We start from the raw sequence: 17,662 nt of genomic DNA on the forward strand, positions 1-17,662 counted from the left end.
TCGGCGGGCGTCAGCGGCTCAGAGGACGTCCTCGTCGACCCAGTCGAAGGTCTTCGTGACGGCCTTCTTCCAGAGCCGGATCTGGCGCGCCCGCTCGGTCTCGTCGAGCTGGGGCTCCCACCGCTTGTCCTCCTGCCAGTTCGCCCGCAGCTCGTCGAGGTTCTGCCAGAACCCGACGGCGAGACCGGCCGCGTACGCCGCACCGAGCGCGGTGGTCTCCGCGACGACCGGCCGCACGACGGGCACGTCGAGGATGTCCGCCTGGAACTGCATGAGGGCGTCGTTCGCGACCATGCCGCCGTCGACCTTGAGCTCCGTCAGGTCGACGCCCGAGTCGGCGTTGACGGCGTCGAGGACCTCGCGCGTCTGGAACGCGGTCGCCTCGAGCGCGGCGCGGGCGATGTGGCCCTTGTTCGCGTAGCGGGTGAGCCCGACGATCGCACCGCGGGCGTCCGAGCGCCAGTACGGCGCGAACAACCCGGAGAAGGCCGGGACGACGTACACGCCGCCGTTGTCCTCCACGGTCGTCGCGAGCGCCTCGACCTCCGGCGCGCTCCCGATCAGGCCGAGGTTGTCGCGGAGCCACTGGATGAGCGACCCGGTGACGGCGATGGAGCCCTCGAGCGCGTAGTGCGTCGGCTGGTCGCCGAGCTTGTACCCGACCGTGGTGAGGAGCCCGTTCTCCGACCGGACGATGTCGGTTCCCGTGTTGAAGATGAGGAAGTTGCCGGTGCCGTACGTGTTCTTCGACTCGCCCTGGTCGAACGCGGCCTGGCCGAACGTCGCGGCCTGTTGGTCGCCGAGGATGCCCGCGATCGGGACCTCGCGCAGCAGGTTCGACGGCTCGACCGTGCCGTACACCTCGGATGACGAGCAGATCTTCGGCAGCATCGACTTCGGGACGCCGAACTGCTCGAGGATGTCGTCGCGCCACTCGAGCGTCTCGAGGTCCATGAAGAGGGTCCGCGACGCGTTCGTCACGTCGGTCGCGTGGACGCCTCCATCCGTGCCGCCGGTGAGGTTCCAGAGCACCCAGGTGTCGGTCGTCCCGAAGAGCAGGTCACCCGCCTCGGCCTTCTCCCGCGCCCCCTCGACGTTCTCGAGGATCCACATGATCTTGGTGCCGGCGAAGTACGTCGCGAGTGGCAGGCCGACGATCGACTTGAAGCGGTCGGTGTCACCGTCCGCGAGGCGGTCAACGATGGACTGCGTGCGGGTGTCCTGCCAGACGATCGCGTTGTAGACCGGCTTGCCCGTGGTCTTGTCCCACACGACGGCGGTCTCACGCTGGTTGGTGATGCCCACGGCCGCGACGTCGTGCCGGGTGATGTCCGCCCGCGAGAGCGCCTGACCGATGACCTCGCGCGTGTTGTCCCAGATCTCGGTCGGGTCGTGCTCCACCCAGCCCGCGCGGGGGAAGATCTGCTCGTGTTCCTTCTGCCCGACGGACACGATGGACCCGGAGTGGTCGAAGACGATCGCTCGCGTGCTCGTGGTGCCCTGGTCGATGGCGACGATGTAGTCGGCCATTGGTGTGTGCTCCTCTGGGTTGTCGGTGCCGGCCGCTGGTGCGGCGCGACGGTTCGGTTGGGACCGGTCCGGGAGGGACGGGGTCCGGTCGGCGGGTCCGCTCAGGGCCCGGGACGGGGACGTGATCGTGGAAGCCCGTGGTCGTGGAGGCCCGTGGTCCCGCGTCAGCTGACGATCGGGAGCAGTGCCACGGACAGCACCGCCGCGAGCGCGCCGCCGACGAGCGGGCCGACGACCGGGACCCAGGCGTAGGCCCAGTCATTCGATCCCTTGCCGCGGATCGGCAGGAAGGCGTGTGCGATGCGGGGACCGAGGTCACGCGCCGGGTTGATCGCGTACCCGGTCGGACCGCCGAGACTGACGCCGATCGCGATGACGAGGAAGGCCACGGGGATGGCGCCGAGCTCCGCGGGGGTCTTGCCGTTCGTGAAGGCGATGATGACGAAGACGAGGACGAACGTTCCGATGATCTCGGTCACGAGGTTCCAGGCGTAGTTGCGGATGGCAGGACCGGTCGAGAACACGCCGAGCTTGGCTGCCGGGTCCGGTTCCTGGTCGAAGTGCTGCCGGTATGCGAGCCAGCACAGCACCGCTCCGATGACCGCACCGATCATCTGCGCGAGCCAGTACAGCAGCATCGTGCCGAACGAGATGTTGCCGAGGATGAACTGCGCCAGACTCACCGCCGGGTTGAGGTGCGCACCCGACTTGTACGACACCGTGACGCCGGCGAACACGGCGAAGCCCCAACCGATCGTGACCATCAGCGTGCCGGCCGCGAACCCCTTGGTCTTCGTCAGGGCGACGTTCGCCACGACGCCGGTGCCGAGCAGGACCAGCACCGCCGTGCCCACCACCTCGGAGAGGAACTTGATCCCGATGCCGTCCATCGGCGACCTCCTTGTCATGAGGAGGAGGTGCGGGCGACCCGCCACTCCCCGTTGAGTGATTCTCGCCGAGCATAGCGGCGGGCGAGGGCTCCCAGGATGGCCGATCCGCGGCCGTGCGGACGGGTTGCACGAACGTGCAGGGGGAGGAGCGGGCCGCTCCTGCTCGACGACCGCACGAGGGTCCGACGATCCTGCACGTTCGTGCAGGCAGTGCTGCGGAGCCCTCGCGCTACATTGACCTCCAGCACCGGACGACGACGACCGTGACCACCCTCGTCGTCTCGGGCCGACCACGGGAGGCACCGCATGAAGAAGCTCGTCAACGATCCGCGCGAGGTCGTCACGGAGACGGTCCGCGGGTTCGCGCTCGCCCACGCCGGGGCGGTCGTCCTGCAGGAGGACCCCGTCCACCTCCGCCGGGCCGACGCACCCGTCGCCGGCAAGGTCGCCATCGTCAGTGGTGGGGGAAGCGGGCACGAGCCCCTGCATGCCGGGTTCATCGGGTTCGGCATGCTCGACGCCGCGGTGCCGGGACCGGTCTTCACGTCGCCGACGCCCGACCCGATCGTCGACGCGACGAAGGCGGTGGACGGGGGAGCGGGTGTGCTCCACATCGTCAAGAACTACACGGGCGACGTCCTCAACTTCGAGACGGCCGCCGAACTCGCCGAGGCCGAGGGGATCCGCGTCGTGTCGGTGCTCGTCGACGACGACGTCGCCGTGCAGGACTCCCTCTACACGGCAGGGCGCCGCGGGGTCGCCGGCACCGTCGTCGTGGAGAAGCTCGCAGGGGCCGCTGCCCAGCGCGGCGACGACCTCGACGCGGTCGCGGACGTCGCCCGACGCGCGATCGCGTCGACACGGTCCATGGGGCTGGCGCTCGCGCCGTGCACGGTGCCGCACGCGGGGGAGCCGTCGTTCACCCTCGGGGACGACGAGGTCGAGCTCGGCATCGGCATCCACGGCGAACCCGGGCGCGAGCGCATCCCGATGGCCCCGGCCGACGTCCTCGTCGAGCAGGTGATCGAACCGGTGCTCGCGGACCTCGACGCACCGCGCGGTTCCCGCGTGCTCCTGTTCGTCAACGGGATGGGCGGGACGCCGCTGTCCGAGCTGTACATCGTGTTCCGCCGCGCCGCCGAGATCCTGTCGGACCAGGGACTCGAGCTGTCGCGTAGCTTGGTCGGGAACCACGTCACGTCCCTCGAGATGCAGGGGTTCTCGATCACCGTCACGGTGCTCGACGACGACACCACCGCACTCTGGGACGCCCCGGTCGAGACCCCGGCGCTCCGCTGGGGCCGCTGACCGCCCCGACAGAGAGGAACGACATGCCGCTCGACACCGACTGGGCGACGCAGTGGATCCGCAGGACCGCCGACGTCATCCGGGACAACCGCACCGACCTCATCGCCCTCGACCGCGAGATCGGGGACGGCGACCACGGGGAGAACCTCGACCGTGGGTTCCACGCCGTCGTCGAGTCCCTCGACGACGGCGACCTGCCGACCCCCGGCGCGGTCCTCAAGCTCGTCGCCACGCGGCTCATCAGCACGGTCGGCGGCGCGTCGGGACCGCTCTTCGGCACCGCGTTCCTGCGCGCGTCGCAGGCGCTGGGGGATCGTGAGACGCTCGACGCCGACGCCGTGGTCGCCCTGCTGACCGCCGCGCGGGACGGCATCGTCGCCCGCGGCAAGGCCGAGCCCGGCGACAAGACCATGATCGACGCGTGGACGCCGGCCGTCGATGCAGGCACCGCCGCGGCGGCCGGGGGAGCGACCCCGGAGGCCGTGCTCGTGGCGGCGGCCGACGCGGCAGCCGAGGGCGCGGCGGCGACCGAGCCGCTCGTCGCGCGCAAGGGCCGGGCGAGCTACCTGGGGGAGCGCGCCGTGGGGCACCGCGATCCGGGCGCGCAGTCGACCGCGCTGCTCCTCCGGGCAGCGGTGGACGCATCGGGCGGCCCGGCGTGAGCGTCGGGATCCTCGTCGTCTCGCACAGCGCCAAGATCGCCGAGGGCGTCGTCGAGCTCGCGGCACAGATGGCCCCGGACGTCCGGTTCGCGACCGCGGGCGGCACCGACGACGGCGGCATCGGGACGAGCTTCGAGGCCGTCACCGACGGCATCGCCGCGCTCGGCGACACCGACGGCGTCGTCGTCCTGTGTGACCTCGGTTCGGCCTACCTGACGACCGACACCGCACTCGACTTCTTGACGGACGACGACCGTGGTCGGGTGCACGTCTCGCACGCGCCGCTGGTCGAGGGCACCGTCGCAGCCGCGGTCGCGGCGCAGACCGGAGGCGACACCCACGCGGTGGTCTCGGCCTCGGAGTCCGCCGGGGGAGCGGACACACCGGACGGGCCGGAGTCCGTACCGGACGGTGACACCCCGGCCGGACCGACCACGGCCGTCGTCTCGGCGACGGTCGAGCTCGTGAACGCCTCGGGACTCCACGCCCGACCCGCGGCCGAGTTCGTCAAGACCGCCGCCAAGTACGACGCTTCGGTCACCGTGAACGGCGTGGACGCCAAGAGCCTGCTGGCGATCATGGCGCTCGCACTGCCCCAGGGCGCGACCGTCGCCATCGACGCGACGGGGGAGGACGCGCGGGACGCGGTCGAGGCGCTCGTCGCGCTCACGGCCTCCGGGTTCGGAGAGCGGGACGCCGAGTAACCGTGAGCGAAAATCGGACAACGGCTGGGTCCGGCGACTAGCGTCCGCGGTGACGCGCGACGCCGCACTCCGACGGCCCCTGGGCGCGTCCCGTTCGAGAGGGACCCCGCATGTCCGAGAACTACCCGCCCGCACCGACTGAGCCCGGCGGTCCCGTCACCGCTCCGTCGCGCTCGAACGGTCTCACGATCGCCGCCCTCGTGCTCGGGGTCATCGGTGTCGTGTTCGCGCTCCTCGTCCCCATCATCGGGATCATCTGCGGCGTCCTGGCGCTCGTGCTCGGCCTCGTGGCGCGTCGACGCGGCGCTGCCGCTGGGCGCGGGCGCGGCATGGCACTGGCTGGCGTCATCCTGGGCGCCATCGCCATCGTCGCGGCGATCGTGAACATCATCGTCGCGGCGTCGATCATCTCGCAGCACATGTGACACTCCTGCGGATCGACGGATGGCCTCGGCAGAACGCCGGGGCCATCCGCCGTTCCGAGCAGGGGCCGTCCGCCGTTCCAAGCCGGTCCAGCGGTGGTGCCAACTGGGTAAGTGGGCTATCAAGGTTGGCGCCAAGGGTGCGACTTCGACCAGCGGGCCGGTGGAACCCCAGCTGCGCAGAAGCCCCACGGGCCAGGCTGCTCTCTGGAGGCGTGGCGCCCTCAGGCTCGACGCGATATCTGCGAAAGGTGAACTGACGCAGAGCGCGACGGCGGTAGGAGCGGATGCTCCGCACCAATCGTTGCCATAATGGCGTCATGACGCAGGCAGACTCGACGCCGAGTGCATCGCCAGAGCCCACCCAGTCGGATGAAGGCCAGGCGAGGGTCAGCGAGTTAGCAGCTCAATTGGCCGCTTCCAGGCCAGCCTTCGCTGCATATAACGCACGCGAAGACCTGCACATACACGACCCTAACGCACTACTTCTCTTTGTCGCGGAACTCCGCTTGGGCATCGATGACGTCGATGCCTTCGCTGCGAACGCTCTCACGGATCATTCGAACGACAAAAAATGCGACATGGTAGCCCTTACTGCCGATAGAAGCAAGATTATCGTCGCTCAAGGTTATGAAGCCCTTACCGAGAAACCTGCCGGGCCCGCCAACAAGGCATCAGACATGAATACGGCAGTGTCTTGGCTATTGACGGGTCCTCTTGATGCTGTTCCGGAGAAGCTGCGCAGTGCGGCGGCCGAAGTGCGATCCGCTCTTGAGGACGGCCAAGTTTCTGAATTCGAAATTTGGTTCGTGCACAATCTGCCAAGTTCGACGAACGTGGAGAACGAACTCAAGCAGGCGGCAAAGTCTGCCTCGTCCGCTATCGCACAATACTTCCCAGACGCTACCGTCGATGTTCGGCACCTCGAGATAGGCCGAGATCAGATCGATAAAGACTACGAGCAGAGCAACGCTCCGATCCTCGTTAGCGAGGAGAGGACCTTCGAGATTCCTGGCGGTTTCGAGATTGGTGGTGTCGGATGGAAGGCATATTCGACGGCCACCAAGCTCGAGGATCTGAGGTCTCTTTGGACCTCCCACGGCGTTCAACTGATGTCACCCAACGTGCGTGACTACCTTGGGGTGGTCAAGAAGTCAGGGAACATCAACTATGGAATCAAAGAAACCGCCAAGAGCGAGCCGAAGAATTTTGCCATCTATAATAATGGCATCACCGTACTCACGAACGGCTATAGGGTTAACGATGACGAAGGCAGCATTGTCGCCACTGGAATCGGCATCGTCAACGGCGGGCAGACCACTGGGGCAGTAGGAGAGATGCCAGCTGCAGACGTAGAAGAGCTAGCGGACGCGAGGGTGATGGCCCGCTTTGTCACCTGCACGGACCCAACGGTCCTTGACAGCATTGTCCGATTCAATAATACGCAGAACAAGGTTGAAGCGACAGACTTCCGCAGCGGAGATGCCGTCCAAACCCGTCTTCGTCAGGAGTTCGCCGCAATTCCTGACGCAGACTACCGAGGAGGGCGTCGCGGCGGTGCGACCGATGCAATCTCGCGGAGCAGGCAGATGCTCAGCGATTCATCTGTTGCACAGTCTCTTGCGGCATTCCACGGTAATCCAAACCTTGCCTATAACGACACTCGTATGATTTGGGACTCCGACGGAACATACGCCTCCGTGTTCCGAGAGACGCTGACTGCGAACCACGTCGTATTTGTACAGAGCCTCCTTGCCGCCGTGGATGACACGAAGCGGCGACTCGCAAAGATTCCCGACTCAGACCGCACTGAGACACAAAGGCGGCATGCACAGTTCTTCAGCACTCGTGGATCGAACTTGCTCCTGGTCTCTGCGGTATCTGCGTCACTGGAAACAATTGTCGGACGTCCGGTCCCAGATAGCTACTCGCTTCGATTCAGTAGGAAGGTAAGCCCGGCTTCATCGGCGGCTAATTGGAAGCCGATTGTTGATGTGCTCCTGTCTTTCACGGCGCAACTTGTTACAGCTACCGACCAAGGACTCAAATCGCGCGAGAAGGTGAACTCCGCCCTAACCAACTTCACCGCGATGGTGGAAGCAGTTCGCGGAGCCAACGCGGAGGCTTTCGATCTCTTCGGAGCAAAGGTGGAGTGGGATGGGAAAGGTGATGGAGCGGTTAGCTCCGTGGAGTGACCAAGAACCGGTCTTTAAGTCGTCTACGCGTGAGGCTTCCGGAGATGCGGATGTTTATCCGTGACGTAGCTGGACCAGGGCACTGTTGCTGCATTGCCGTGGCGGTCCAGGGTGATCGCGGAGTACCCGATCATGCGTGATAGCGAAGTGGGGTCCAGTTCTTCAACCAACGTTCTGAGCGTGGTGTTTCTGGCGCCCTGGATCTCGATGCCAATCTGCCGGAGCTTCGGCAGGATTGTGTAGGGCGCACGTGGCCGTCCGGCCCGGGTGCCAGGAAACAACCAGTTGGTGTCGACGTTGGTGGCGGTCCGTCGGTCGAGCTCATCGAGGTGGGCAAGCAGGAGCGGTACGAAGACGTCTGGGAGGGGCGCGGGCTGCGCGCCGAGCCTGATCGCGGTCCCGGTCGGGTCCGTGTGCACATCGTCGAGGGTAAGCATGCAGAGTTTGCCGATCGGTGTGCCGTAGAGCAGGAAGAGTAGACCAAACAGTCGGATCGAAACCGCTAGTTCGCCGGTCGACATGAGCGTCTTGATGTGGTCGATCCGCTGTTGCTGGGTCAGCATCGGCATCGTCTGCGCTAATCGATATGGCACGTCGATGCCCGTGATCGTTCGCTCCTTGGAGAGGTAGTGGAGCAAGTTGCGAATGTGCTTCCTCGTCGACGGGCCCTCCGCGAGGTACTCGTCGACGTGCGCCTGATTCATCGTCCCGACAGACCGCTTGTGCAGTCCTGAAGCTCCCCGAGGTCGAACGCCCGCTTCTCCGGGCCCATGTCCGCCTCTTGCGTATGCCGAGCGCGATTGAGGTCGGTAACGACCTGCGCCGTCCCGGTGCCAAAGGTGCGTATGCAGGCGTCGTTCCATTCGTACGACTCACTCGTTGCGTATGCGCAGAACAGAGCGATGTCGCTTTGGTACGCACGGGCGGTGGAGAGCGCAACATTCCGGACGCCGCGCAGGTGCGCGAAGTAGTCGTCCACGTCCGAAGGAGTCCACTCCCACGGATACCGGCCGGTGAAATCAGCGAAGCGCTGGACGGTTCGGAGCCGTCGACGGATCGTCCCCTCGGTGAAGTTCTGCGCGACCTGGGATCGCTTCCAGCCTGTCAGCACCTGCGTGAAGAAGCCATCCCCGTCCGGTTGCCGGTCGGGGAGCGGCAGGAACGAGAGGCCGCCGATTTCGTCCGCCATGAGCCCTCCACGCTGAGTGCAGTTTTTGCAGTTCAAGTGCATCAGGTGCAGAGCACAAGACCGAAATCCCCGGTCAGGGGCTGTCTGGCTCGGGGCGTCGGAACGCAGTTGAACCAGCCCCGGATCCCGCTCCCAAGAGGCCACTAGGGGAACAAAAGCCCAGGTCGGAGGGCGAGAGGCGATCCTTCACGCAGACGTACACGGCCGTTGGGGAAGAGCAGAATCCGCGGATGCCCCTCTTACTCTCTGACATAATATGGATTATCGGCGCGTGGGACGGCCGCGCGGCGCCGTCTTGCAGAGACCGCCTCGGTATCTAAGTGGCTCTTCGCAGTTGAGACAGCAGAGCGTCGTCAGGTCGGGGGTCGCGAAGGTAGCGTGGTGCCCGTCGAGGTCTTCAGACGGTGAGTGTGAAAACATCTATCCTGGGAGACCTCGACCTTCTTCCCCGGCTCAACGCGCCAGCCCTCACACCCCGGCGGCTGCCCCCTCAGCTGCGAAGAGCCGGAAACCGTAACTGGTTTCGTGGAGTGATGATGAGGGTTGGGGTGGCGTTGCGTTCATCTGATGTACCCTCAGCGGTTTCTTGCCCATTTCTCGAATCTACTCATGGACGCCGCCTCGAGTCCTTCGGGGCCAATCCGCGAACGCCCTACTAGGTTGCCTCCGCGGAGCATGTGAAATTGCTACTTTCCGCCCCCTCGAAGTTTTTGTGCCAGACCGTAACCCACGAGGATAAGTCCGAGCACAACCCCAAGGAGGCCGAATATGACGAGCGCTTCCCCGCCCACACGTGGATTCGCAGCGTTCACAGCTACTGGCATGAGGGTCGCGATGACGCCCAGGCTGAAAATGGCGGCGCCGAAGAGCATTACGCGACTTGCGCTCGGTGTTTGGCCGTTGTCCTTCGCCACCTCGGTTGCCTCCTCTTCGGATTTGACCGCTGAATCATCTACGCGGCTTCTTCTACCTGCTCGTTGATCGCGTAGGTGGCGGCCTCACCAATAACGCCACATACGAAGGTTGACGCAAGAAGCCCGATGCCCGCTGTCGCAGCAGTCACGCACGCGTCGCAGGCGATCTCAACCCCCGTTCCGGTGATGTAACCAGCCAGATTCTCGCCCTCTAGAACCGATACGAGGCTCGCCCCGGAAAATACTGCCGAGATCAACTTAGCGATCAGAGCATGAGGAATGCGCCCCGACGGATCGACATTGTTGATTGGGTCATCAGCAGCGTAGGCGTAGCGGTTCGCGATGCTGGGTTCGAGGGGTGCGTCGAGGGTGTCCTCCTGCGTCCACGACCCGGTGCCGGGCAGGCACCAGCAGAGTCCAAATTTGACAAGTCCGTCGCCGTAGATCCGGATGCCGTCCTTGTATCCATAGGGCAGGTAGAGGTACCAGTTCGAGTTACCGCCGGCGGTGAAGATGCGCCCGCCGTGGGGATCGAAGGACACTGAGTACAACCGCTGGCCGCCGTCGCTGAGCATCTCGACGGGGTTCCCGATGCCGTGGTCAAGGAACAGCGCGGTGGTCAAATCGGGACCGGTGACGTCGAGGATCTGCCCGGCGGCCGGGTCGTTGAGCATGTAGGAGCGGAGTCCGCTGCTGTCCTGCAGGGCCAGGCGGCCGTCCCTGCCGTACGTGTAGACGTACGAGTCACCGCCAGGCGTGCTCTGGCTGAGCAGCTCGTTTTGATCGGCACCCGCGTACGTGTAGGTGGTGGTCTTCCCGCCGGTAGTCGAAGACGTCATCTGCTCCGCTCCGTTGTAGGTGTACGTCACTCCTGGCGACGCCGTGAGGTTGCCCGCTCCGTCATAGCTATACCCAGACGAGGTGATCTCGTTCTGCGCGTTGAACGTCAACGTCTCGGACGAGCTCGAGGATCCGATCATCGGCATTCAGTACCGCACGCGTCCCGGACGGGAGGCGCGACACCGGCTGGTGCCGTTCCTCCCGTCCGGAGAACGGTCGGGTGCGCAGTGCGTGACCGTCAGAGGCCGGAGGCGAGCACCGTGATCGTCGAGTCGCTCGTCGTCCGCGGCACGCCCGTCGCGAGGCAGGCAGTGAGGTCGGCCGGCGTCCCGGTCGTCACCCGGACGACCTGGTCGCCGGCGAACAGCCCCGAGATGATCGAGCCGGTCTGCGTCTGCACGAGCGCGCCGTCGACGACGTCGTCGGTGAGCGTGAAGGCGAACTGACTGACCTGACCGGTACTCCACCGGATCGCGACCGCCCCGGCACCGACGTGCGCCGGTTCCAGACACGAGGCCTGCGGAGCCGTCTTCTTGGCGTAGGAGATCGACGCACTGCTGACCTGCGGCGTCGAGAAGCCGAGCGGGCAGTCGTACGACGCCGACACCGACACGGTGACACTGCGCGGGGTCATGGCCAGACCCGGGCTGTACGAGTCCGTCCCGGAGCCGACGACGGTTCGGACGATGGTGTTCATGCTGTTCCTCACGATCGAGGCGACGGGCCACGGGTTCGGCCCGGGCCCCGAGTCGCTTCGGGGTGATCGGCTCCGGGGTCGGAGCCGGCCTGAGGAACGAGCGCCGACGGCGGTGCCGCGTCGCGACCGTACGGCTCCGTCGGGGCGCACTCCCCCGGCGTTCCCGCCGACGAAGCGGCTCTGCCGATCCGAGATCAACCGCGGCGTCGTCCGCGCACGAGCGCGCCAGTCAGCAGAGTTCACCCGGGCGAAACACGATCCATGGCATCAATGGGACATGGACCCGCTCATCCTCGGCATCTTCCAGAGCCTCAGCCCGAACGGCACCGTCGGGTCGGCGTGGCAGCACCCCGACGACCGCTCGGCCGACTTCACCGACCTCGACCACTGGATCCGTCTGGCACGGATGTTCGAGGAGGCACGGCTCGACCTCCTGTTCCTCGCCGACAGCTACGGGTTCCCGGCGCTCGACGGCGAACTCATCCCGGCCTCGGTCAAGGAGGGTCGTGGGATCCCGGGCGGCGATCCGATGCCGCTCGTGACCGCGTTGGCCGCGGCGACCGAGCGACTCGGGTTCATCCTCACGGCCTCCACCACGGTCGAACCACCCGCGGCGAACGCCCGCCGGTTCGCCACGCTCGACCACTTCACCAAGGGCCGGATCGGCTGGAACATCGTCACCGGGTCCTCGGGCGCGACCGCGGCGGACCTGATGGGCAAGGCCCTCGTGCCGCACGACGAGCGCTACGACATGGCGGACGACTACCTGGCGCTCGACCTGGCGCTGTGGGAGGACTCATGGGCCGACGACGCGCTGGTCCGGGACAAGGCGACGAACACATACGCAGACCCGGCCGGGGTCCGGATGATCACGCACGACGGGCCGTACTTCCGCTCGCGCGGCATCCTCAACCTGCCGCCGTCGCCGCAGCGAACGCCGCTCCTCGTCCAGGCCGGGACATCGGGGCGCGGGATGCGGTTCGCCGGTGAGCACGCCGAAGCCGTGTTCGTCGCCGGCGGGGCACCGGAGCGGGTCGCACGGAACATCGCCGCGATCCGGCAGGCCGCGGTCGAGGCCGGCCGCTCCCCCAGCGCCGTGAAGGTCCTGGTCGGCGCGCTGTTCCTCGTCGGACCGACCGAGGAGGCGGCGCAGCGGACGCACCGGGAGATGCTCGCGATGTCGACCCCCGAGGGGGCCGCGGCGATCTTCGCCGGGAACACCGGTGTCGACCTCCTGGCGCTCGACCCGGACCAGCCTCTGGCGCAGCAGCGGACCGAGCTCGGGCTGTCGAACCTGCAGCGGTACCTCGGCCGTGACGGTCGCCCCGGCCCCACCGTGCGCGAGATCATCGAGGACTTCCGGGTGACGGGCATCAACGGCAGCGTCTTCGTCGGAACCGGCGCGAGCGTGGCGGACCAGGTCGAGGAGTTCGTGCGGACGACGGATGCGGACGGGTTCCTCATCCAGCCCCACATGACACCGGGCACGTACGAGGATCTCATCGAGTACCTGCTGCCGGTGCTCCGTGCCCGCGGTCTCGCCCGGGACGAGTACGTCGGTGACACCCTGCGCGAGCGGTTCTTCGGGCCCGGACACCGGCGCCTCCCCGCCGAGTTGCGCCGGAACGCCGGTGCCGTGACGACGGTGTCCTGACATCGGGGACCGCGCTACCATCGCGCCATGGACGACGTCGTGGTCGATGCGGTGGGACGCCCCGAGCCGCCGGTCGCGGCCGACGAGGCCGCGACACTCGTCGGGTTCCTCGAGTACCAGCGAGCGACCTTCGCGTGGAAGACCTCGGGCCTCGACGCCGCGGGTCTCACGACGAGCGTCGGCGTCTCGACCATGACGCTCGGGGGGATGCTGAAACACCTCGCGCTCGTCGAGGACGACTGGTTCGACCACGTCGTGCTCGGGCACCCCGACCGCGCTCCCTGGGACGCCGTCGACTGGGACGTCGACCCGGACTGGGAGTGGCGGACCGCCGCGGACGACGACCCCGACGCCCTCCGGTCGCTGTGGACCGAGGCGGTGGGGCGCGCTCGCGGCGCCGTCGCGACCGCGCTCGCGGACGGCGGACTCGACCGGGCGTCGGCCGTGGCGTGGCCGGACGGGCGACGGCCGAGCCTCCGCTGGGTGCTCTGCCACATGATCGAGGAGTACGCCCGGCACAACGGGCACGCCGACCTGATCCGGGAGGCCGTGGACGGACTCGTCGGCGAGTGACGGGCGCGGGCGGAGAGCCGCCGCCAGCGCTTGTCGTCGCCCGCCGTGCTCGGCAGACTCAGGGCATGACCGTTCGGTGGTTCAGCGTCGTCGTGGATTGTCAGGACCTGCACGCGCAAGCGCGGTGGTGGGCGGACACGCTCGACTGGCGACTCGTGTACGAAGCCGACGACGAGGCGGTGATCGTGCCGCCTCACGCACTCGATCCCTCTCGTCTCGTGCCCCTGCACGAGCGGTGTCCGGGCCTCGTGTTCGTCCCGGTCCCCGAAGGCAAGACGGTGAAGAACCGACTCCACATCGACCTCGCGCCAGGACCGGAGGACGACCAGGCCACCGACGTGCAGGCGTTGCTCGACCGCGGCGCGACCCGCGCGGACGTCGGTCAGGACGACGACGTCTCCTGGGTCGTCCTGCGCGACCCCGAGGGCAACGAGTTCTGCGTGCTCTCCCCGCGCGACTGACCGCGTCAGGCGAAGCGGCGCACGAGCGCGGGCAGCTCCGGCGGTTCGAACGGCTCGGTCGTCGCCGCCAGCTCGTCGGCCGTCCACCAGCGCGCGTCGAGGATGTCGACGCGCTCCTCGTCGGTCCACTCCGCGTTCGACAGGGTGAACCCGGTGGTCCGCACGACGTAGAACTCGGAGTGGCCGCGGTCGTGGTCCGCCTCGTCGAAGTCCACCGCGAAGTCCCACGACCAGACGGACTCCCCCGGGTCCTCGATGACGATGCCGGTCTCCTCGCGGAGTTCCCGGATCGCGGCGTCGCGGTGCGACTCCCCCGGGTCGACACCGCCGCCGGGCGTGATCCAGCGGTGGAAGCCGTCGCTGGACGGCGCTCGCGTGTCCATGAGGAACACGCGGCCGTCGGCGTCGAGCAGCAGGATCCGGGAGGTGCGGCGCAGGCCCGGCAGCGCGGTCACGACCGCGGTCCGCTAGGAAGCCGAGCCGACGAACTCGGACACGTCGCCGACGAGCTTCGTGTGATCGGCCGGGATGGGCTCGACCGCGGCGAGGGCGACCTCGGCCGCGAACTCGGCGACGTTGTAGAGCTTGCCGACGGACTCGCGACGCCCGCTGATCGCACCCGGGTTGATGCGCTCGAGCAGGGTCGCCGTGATCGTGCCCTCGATCATGTCGCCCGAGACGACCACGAACTCGATCCCGGCGGCGTCGAGCTGCGGGATGAGGTCACGGAGCGCGAGTTCCCCGGCCCGCTTGCTCTTGGCGACCGGCACGTACTCGGGCAGGGTCTCGGCGGTCTCGACGAAGTGCGCCTGGTGGCTCGTCACGAACACGACGCGCGACCCCGCCGGCATGAGCGGCACGGCCGTCGTGAGGACGTCGACCTGGGCGTCCCGGTTGAGGCGCAGCGCGTAGTCGTCGCCCATGCCGGCCTCCATACCGCCGGAGGCGTTGAGCACGAGGAGGTCGAGCCCGCCGAAGCGCTCGGCGATCGTGTCGAACATCGCCTGCACGGAGTCGTGGTCCGTGAGGTCGGCGCCGATGGCGATGGCCTCGCCGCCCGCGGCGGTGATGCGCTCCGCGATCTGGTCGGCGCGCTTGGCCTTGTTCCGGTAGTTCACGACCACACGGGCGCCCGCCTCCGCCAGGTAACCGAGGGTGTCCGCCCCGATCCCCCGGGACGACCCGGTGACGAGGGCGCGGGTACCGGCGAGTCGACCGGCGGCCAGGGGGTTGCTCACGTGTGGTGTCTCCTCGGATACGGGCCCGCGCCGCCGTCGGTTGGACCGCGCGTGACCGGGTCCGAGCCTAGCAACGCGGGCCTCCCGTCCCGCTGTCACCCCGCGCTGCTAGCGTGAGCGGCACCTGGATCGGACGGTGCGACGCACGCGCCGTCGGAACGCGACCCGAGGGAGGGCAGATCGCGTGGACGGTGTCATGTGGACCTGGGTGGTCGTGTGGATCGCCCTCGTCCTCGTGTTCCTCGTGGTCGAGGTCTTCACGCTCGACTTCGTGTTCGTGATGCTCGCAGCAGGGTCGGCCGGCGGTCTCGTCGCCTCGCTGCTCGGACTCCCGTGGTGGGCCGCCGTGCTCATCGCGGCGGCGCTGTCCCTCCTGCTCATCGCCCTCGTCCGACCGCGCGTCATCCACGCGCTGGGTCGGGGTGCCGATCCGCACCGCACGAACGTCGACGCACTCACCGGGATGCCGGGCGAGGTCGTCGTCGCGTTCACGGGCTCCGCCCCCGGCCAGGTCCGTCTGGCGAACGGCGAGACCTGGAGCGCGCGCATCGCCGCCGACACCGGCGCCGCGGTCCCGGTCCGCCCGCCCCTCGGCACGCCGGTCGTCGTGACCGGCGTCGAGGGCTCCACGGCGGTCGTCCGCCTCACCGAAAGGACAACACCATGACCGTCTCCACCGGGACGATCCTGCTCATCGCGCTCATCGTGGTGGTGGTCATCTTCGTGATCGTCGTGCTCAGCAGGGCGATCCGGATCATCCCGCAGGCGCGGGCCGGCGTCGTGGAACGGCTCGGCCGCTACCACAAGACGCTCACACCGGGTCTCAACCTGCTCGTGCCCTTCATCGACCGACTCCGCCCGCTGCTCGACATGCGCGAGCAGGTGGTCTCATTCCCGCCGCAGCCCGTCATCACCGAGGACAACCTCGTCGTGTCGATCGACACGGTCGTGTACTTCCAGGTGACCGACGCCCGGGCCGCGACGTACGAGATCGCGAACTACCTCGGCGCGGTCGAGCAGCTCACGACCACGACCCTCCGCAACGTCGTCGGCGGCCTCAACCTCGAGCAGGCGCTCACCAGCCGCGACAACATCAACGGTCAGCTCCGCATCGTCCTCGACGAGGCCACGGGCAAGTGGGGCATCCGCGTCGGTCGGGTCGAGCTCAAGGCGATCGATCCGCCCGCGTCGATCCAGGACTCCATGGAGCAGCAGATGCGTGCCGAACGGAGCCGTCGTGCCGCCATCCTGCAGGCCGAGGGGACGAAGCAGTCCCAGATCCTCGAGGCCGAGGGCCAGCGGCAGTCCGCCATCCTCCGTGCCGAGGGCGAAGCGAAGGCCCGTGTGCTCGAGGCCGAGGGCGAGGCCCAGGCGATCGCGACGGTGTTCGGCGCCATCCACGCGGGCGACCCAGACGACAAGCTGCTGTCGTACCAGTACCTGCAGACCCTCCCGAAGCTCGCCGAGGGCAGCGCCAACAAGCTCTGGATGATCCCGAGCGAGTTCACCGAGGCATTGCAGGGCATCGCGCGCGGCTTCGGGGCGGGTCCGCTCGGAGGCGGCGGCCGACCCCATGTCGGGAGCGCGGGCAGCGGCGACGCCGGCCAGGACGCCCGCAACCAGGACTCCGGGAACGCTTCGGTCCGCCGCGCAGGCGGAACCGAGGCCGGCGGGTCGGCCGCTCCTGCCCTCATGGACCGCATCTCGGCCCTCGCCGCGGCGAGCCTCGCCGACACGACGCCCTCCTCGTCGGCGCCCGGAGCGGCGCTCGACGCAGCGGACGCGGCGCTCGACGCCCGGTTGGCGGAGTCGGATCGGAGTGTCGACGAGCACCTCGGCGCGAGCGACGGGAGCTCGCCGCAGCACGACTGACGGGCGCGCGGGGACTGGGAAGCCTCTGTGAAAGGCGAACATCGGAAACACCCGGGCGGGTAGCGCGGTTCCCATACACGGAAGCGATGCGGAAGGAGCGAACCATGGCTGATCGCAGTCTCCGGGGCATGCGACTCGGGAGCCAGAGTCTCCAGAGCGAAGAGGGCGTCGAGTTCTCCGAGCGCAGGCGAGCCGTCTACCAGACCGACAAGGGCACGACGTTCGAGGTCGTCTTCGCCGCCGAGGCGGAGATCCCCGACACGTGGCAGTCCCCCAGGAGCGGGCAGGAGGGTCGTCTCCTCGGTGATGACGGCGCTCCCGTCCCGATCGAGGAACACGACACGAAAGCGCCGCGCACCCACTGGGACATGCTGCTCGAGCGGCGGTCCCGCGAGGAGCTCGAAGAGCTCCTGCAGGAGCGCCTGACCTACCTGCGCGCCCGACGTGGCGAACAGAAGATCGGCGCCTGACACCGTCAGCGCCTGCGGACCGGGAGGGCCGTCCTCATCACGA

At 67.8% G+C, this 17,662-nt stretch carries 19 protein-coding genes; 11 read left to right on the forward strand and 8 right to left on the reverse strand.

What is annotated here, in order from left to right:
- Nucleotides 1-18: 18 nt before the first annotated feature.
- A complete protein-coding gene (gene glpK, locus DEI88_RS08345; RefSeq protein WP_111009048.1) occupies nt 19-1,530 on the reverse strand; it encodes a glycerol kinase GlpK in 1,512 nt (503 codons plus the stop codon).
- A 164-nt stretch (nt 1,531-1,694) separates the two neighbouring features.
- The gene (locus tag DEI88_RS08350; RefSeq protein ID WP_111025600.1) at nt 1,695-2,420 is read right to left on the reverse strand and encodes an MIP/aquaporin family protein; all 726 of its coding nucleotides are present in this window, start codon (nt 2,418-2,420) and stop codon (nt 1,695-1,697) included.
- A gap of 306 nt (nt 2,421-2,726) precedes the next feature.
- Between DEI88_RS08350 and dhaK the strand changes: the two genes are divergently transcribed.
- The 5 genes from dhaK to DEI88_RS08375 all read left to right on the forward strand — a co-directional run bounded on the left by dhaK (nt 2,727) and on the right by DEI88_RS08375 (nt 7,711).
- The gene (gene dhaK / locus DEI88_RS08355; RefSeq protein WP_111071561.1) at nt 2,727-3,728 is read left to right on the forward strand and encodes a dihydroxyacetone kinase subunit DhaK; all 1,002 of its coding nucleotides are present in this window, start codon (nt 2,727-2,729) and stop codon (nt 3,726-3,728) included.
- A 23-nt stretch (nt 3,729-3,751) separates the two neighbouring features.
- On the forward strand, nt 3,752-4,390 hold the full coding sequence (dhaL, locus tag DEI88_RS08360) for a dihydroxyacetone kinase subunit DhaL (RefSeq protein ID WP_111071560.1): 639 nt from the start codon (nt 3,752-3,754) through the stop codon (nt 4,388-4,390).
- Nucleotides 4,387-5,094, forward strand: coding sequence for a dihydroxyacetone kinase phosphoryl donor subunit DhaM (gene dhaM / locus DEI88_RS08365; protein WP_111071559.1), 708 nt, complete (start codon nt 4,387-4,389; stop codon nt 5,092-5,094). Before dhaL ends, dhaM begins: the two co-directional genes overlap by 4 nt.
- 110 nt (nt 5,095-5,204) lie before the next feature.
- Nucleotides 5,205-5,519: a DUF4190 domain-containing protein gene (locus tag DEI88_RS08370; RefSeq protein ID WP_111009053.1), complete on the forward strand. Its 315-nt coding sequence runs from the start codon at nt 5,205-5,207 to the stop codon at nt 5,517-5,519.
- Nucleotides 5,520-5,836: 317 nt separating this feature from the next.
- The gene (locus DEI88_RS08375) at nt 5,837-7,711 is read left to right on the forward strand and encodes an AIPR family protein (protein WP_181441179.1); all 1,875 of its coding nucleotides are present in this window, start codon (nt 5,837-5,839) and stop codon (nt 7,709-7,711) included.
- 23 nt (nt 7,712-7,734) lie between these two features.
- On the opposite strand, the gene DEI88_RS08380 is transcribed toward DEI88_RS08375, so the two are convergent.
- The 4 genes from DEI88_RS08380 to DEI88_RS08395 all read right to left on the reverse strand — a co-directional run bounded on the left by DEI88_RS08380 (nt 7,735) and on the right by DEI88_RS08395 (nt 11,351).
- Nucleotides 7,735-8,349 carry a hypothetical protein gene (locus DEI88_RS08380; protein WP_146246028.1) on the reverse strand — a complete coding sequence of 205 codons (615 nt, stop codon included), beginning with the start codon at nt 8,347-8,349 and terminating at the stop codon, nt 7,735-7,737.
- 62 nt (nt 8,350-8,411) lie between these two features.
- Nucleotides 8,412-8,900: a phage integrase N-terminal SAM-like domain-containing protein gene (locus DEI88_RS08385; RefSeq protein WP_111071556.1), complete on the reverse strand. Its 489-nt coding sequence runs from the start codon at nt 8,898-8,900 to the stop codon at nt 8,412-8,414.
- A 952-nt stretch (nt 8,901-9,852) separates the two neighbouring features.
- Entirely contained in the window at nt 9,853-10,794 is a 942-nt protein-coding gene (locus tag DEI88_RS08390) for an RHS repeat-associated core domain-containing protein (protein WP_111071555.1), read from the reverse strand.
- A gap of 98 nt (nt 10,795-10,892) precedes the next feature.
- Nucleotides 10,893-11,351, reverse strand: a complete 459-nt coding sequence (locus DEI88_RS08395) for a hypothetical protein (RefSeq protein WP_111071554.1) — start codon at nt 11,349-11,351, stop codon at nt 10,893-10,895.
- Nucleotides 11,352-11,628: 277 nt separating this feature from the next.
- Between DEI88_RS08395 and DEI88_RS08400 the strand changes: the two genes are divergently transcribed.
- The 3 genes from DEI88_RS08400 (at nt 11,629) to DEI88_RS08410 (ending at nt 14,039) form a co-directional block, all read left to right on the forward strand.
- Nucleotides 11,629-13,005 carry an NtaA/DmoA family FMN-dependent monooxygenase gene (locus DEI88_RS08400; RefSeq protein ID WP_181434800.1) on the forward strand — a complete coding sequence of 459 codons (1,377 nt, stop codon included), beginning with the start codon at nt 11,629-11,631 and terminating at the stop codon, nt 13,003-13,005.
- A 27-nt stretch (nt 13,006-13,032) separates the two neighbouring features.
- A complete protein-coding gene (locus DEI88_RS08405; protein WP_111048785.1) occupies nt 13,033-13,578 on the forward strand; it encodes a DinB family protein in 546 nt (181 codons plus the stop codon).
- Between the two features lie 65 nt (nt 13,579-13,643).
- A complete protein-coding gene (locus DEI88_RS08410; protein ID WP_111071552.1) occupies nt 13,644-14,039 on the forward strand; it encodes a VOC family protein in 396 nt (131 codons plus the stop codon).
- Between the two features lie 5 nt (nt 14,040-14,044).
- Here DEI88_RS08410 and DEI88_RS08415 read toward each other — a convergent pair whose 3' ends face one another.
- Both DEI88_RS08415 and DEI88_RS08420 read right to left on the reverse strand, forming a co-directional pair.
- Nucleotides 14,045-14,494 (reverse strand): NUDIX hydrolase, encoded by a 450-nt coding sequence (locus DEI88_RS08415; protein ID WP_111013308.1) that lies wholly within the window; start codon nt 14,492-14,494, stop codon nt 14,045-14,047.
- A gap of 12 nt (nt 14,495-14,506) precedes the next feature.
- Nucleotides 14,507-15,277 (reverse strand): SDR family oxidoreductase, encoded by a 771-nt coding sequence (locus DEI88_RS08420; RefSeq protein WP_111009058.1) that lies wholly within the window; start codon nt 15,275-15,277, stop codon nt 14,507-14,509.
- 184 nt (nt 15,278-15,461) lie between these two features.
- On the opposite strand from DEI88_RS08420, the gene DEI88_RS08425 reads away from it, so the two are divergent.
- The 3 genes from DEI88_RS08425 to DEI88_RS08435 all read left to right on the forward strand — a co-directional run bounded on the left by DEI88_RS08425 (nt 15,462) and on the right by DEI88_RS08435 (nt 17,619).
- The gene (locus DEI88_RS08425) at nt 15,462-15,944 is read left to right on the forward strand and encodes an NfeD family protein (RefSeq protein WP_111071551.1); all 483 of its coding nucleotides are present in this window, start codon (nt 15,462-15,464) and stop codon (nt 15,942-15,944) included.
- Nucleotides 15,941-17,149 carry an SPFH domain-containing protein gene (locus DEI88_RS08430; protein WP_111071550.1) on the forward strand — a complete coding sequence of 403 codons (1,209 nt, stop codon included), beginning with the start codon at nt 15,941-15,943 and terminating at the stop codon, nt 17,147-17,149. The genes DEI88_RS08425 and DEI88_RS08430 overlap by 4 nt, the downstream gene beginning before the upstream one ends.
- A 104-nt stretch (nt 17,150-17,253) precedes the next feature.
- Complete coding sequence (locus DEI88_RS08435; RefSeq protein WP_111009061.1) at nt 17,254-17,619, forward strand: RNA polymerase-binding protein RbpA; 366 nt, start codon at nt 17,254-17,256, stop codon at nt 17,617-17,619.
- The last annotated feature ends 43 nt before the right edge of the window (nt 17,620-17,662 follow it).

It is taken from the genome of Curtobacterium sp. MCBD17_003 (genome assembly GCF_003234885.2).
Classification (GTDB): Bacteria; Actinomycetota; Actinomycetes; order Actinomycetales; family Microbacteriaceae; genus Curtobacterium.

Bases quoted from the DNA above. Each gene is read 5' to 3' on its own strand.
- glpK (WP_111009048.1), bottom strand. From the start codon at position 1,530: ATGGCCGACTACATCGTCGCCATCGACCAGGGCACCACGAGCACGCGA.
- DEI88_RS08350 (WP_111025600.1), bottom strand. From the start codon at position 2,420: ATGGACGGCATCGGGATCAAGTTCCTCTCCGAGGTGGTGGGCACGGCG.
- dhaK (WP_111071561.1), top strand. From the start codon at position 2,727: ATGAAGAAGCTCGTCAACGATCCGCGCGAGGTCGTCACGGAGACGGTC.
- dhaL (WP_111071560.1), top strand. From the start codon at position 3,752: ATGCCGCTCGACACCGACTGGGCGACGCAGTGGATCCGCAGGACCGCC.
- DEI88_RS08370 (WP_111009053.1), top strand. From the start codon at position 5,205: ATGTCCGAGAACTACCCGCCCGCACCGACTGAGCCCGGCGGTCCCGTC.
- DEI88_RS08375 (WP_181441179.1), top strand. From the start codon at position 5,837: ATGACGCAGGCAGACTCGACGCCGAGTGCATCGCCAGAGCCCACCCAG.
- DEI88_RS08385 (WP_111071556.1), bottom strand. From the start codon at position 8,900: ATGGCGGACGAAATCGGCGGCCTCTCGTTCCTGCCGCTCCCCGACCGG.
- DEI88_RS08390 (WP_111071555.1), bottom strand. From the start codon at position 10,794: ATGATCGGATCCTCGAGCTCGTCCGAGACGTTGACGTTCAACGCGCAG.
- DEI88_RS08395 (WP_111071554.1), bottom strand. From the start codon at position 11,351: ATGAACACCATCGTCCGAACCGTCGTCGGCTCCGGGACGGACTCGTAC.
- DEI88_RS08400 (WP_181434800.1), top strand. From the start codon at position 11,629: ATGGACCCGCTCATCCTCGGCATCTTCCAGAGCCTCAGCCCGAACGGC.
- DEI88_RS08405 (WP_111048785.1), top strand. From the start codon at position 13,033: ATGGACGACGTCGTGGTCGATGCGGTGGGACGCCCCGAGCCGCCGGTC.
- DEI88_RS08410 (WP_111071552.1), top strand. From the start codon at position 13,644: ATGACCGTTCGGTGGTTCAGCGTCGTCGTGGATTGTCAGGACCTGCAC.
- DEI88_RS08430 (WP_111071550.1), top strand. From the start codon at position 15,941: ATGACCGTCTCCACCGGGACGATCCTGCTCATCGCGCTCATCGTGGTG.
- DEI88_RS08435 (WP_111009061.1), top strand. From the start codon at position 17,254: ATGGCTGATCGCAGTCTCCGGGGCATGCGACTCGGGAGCCAGAGTCTC.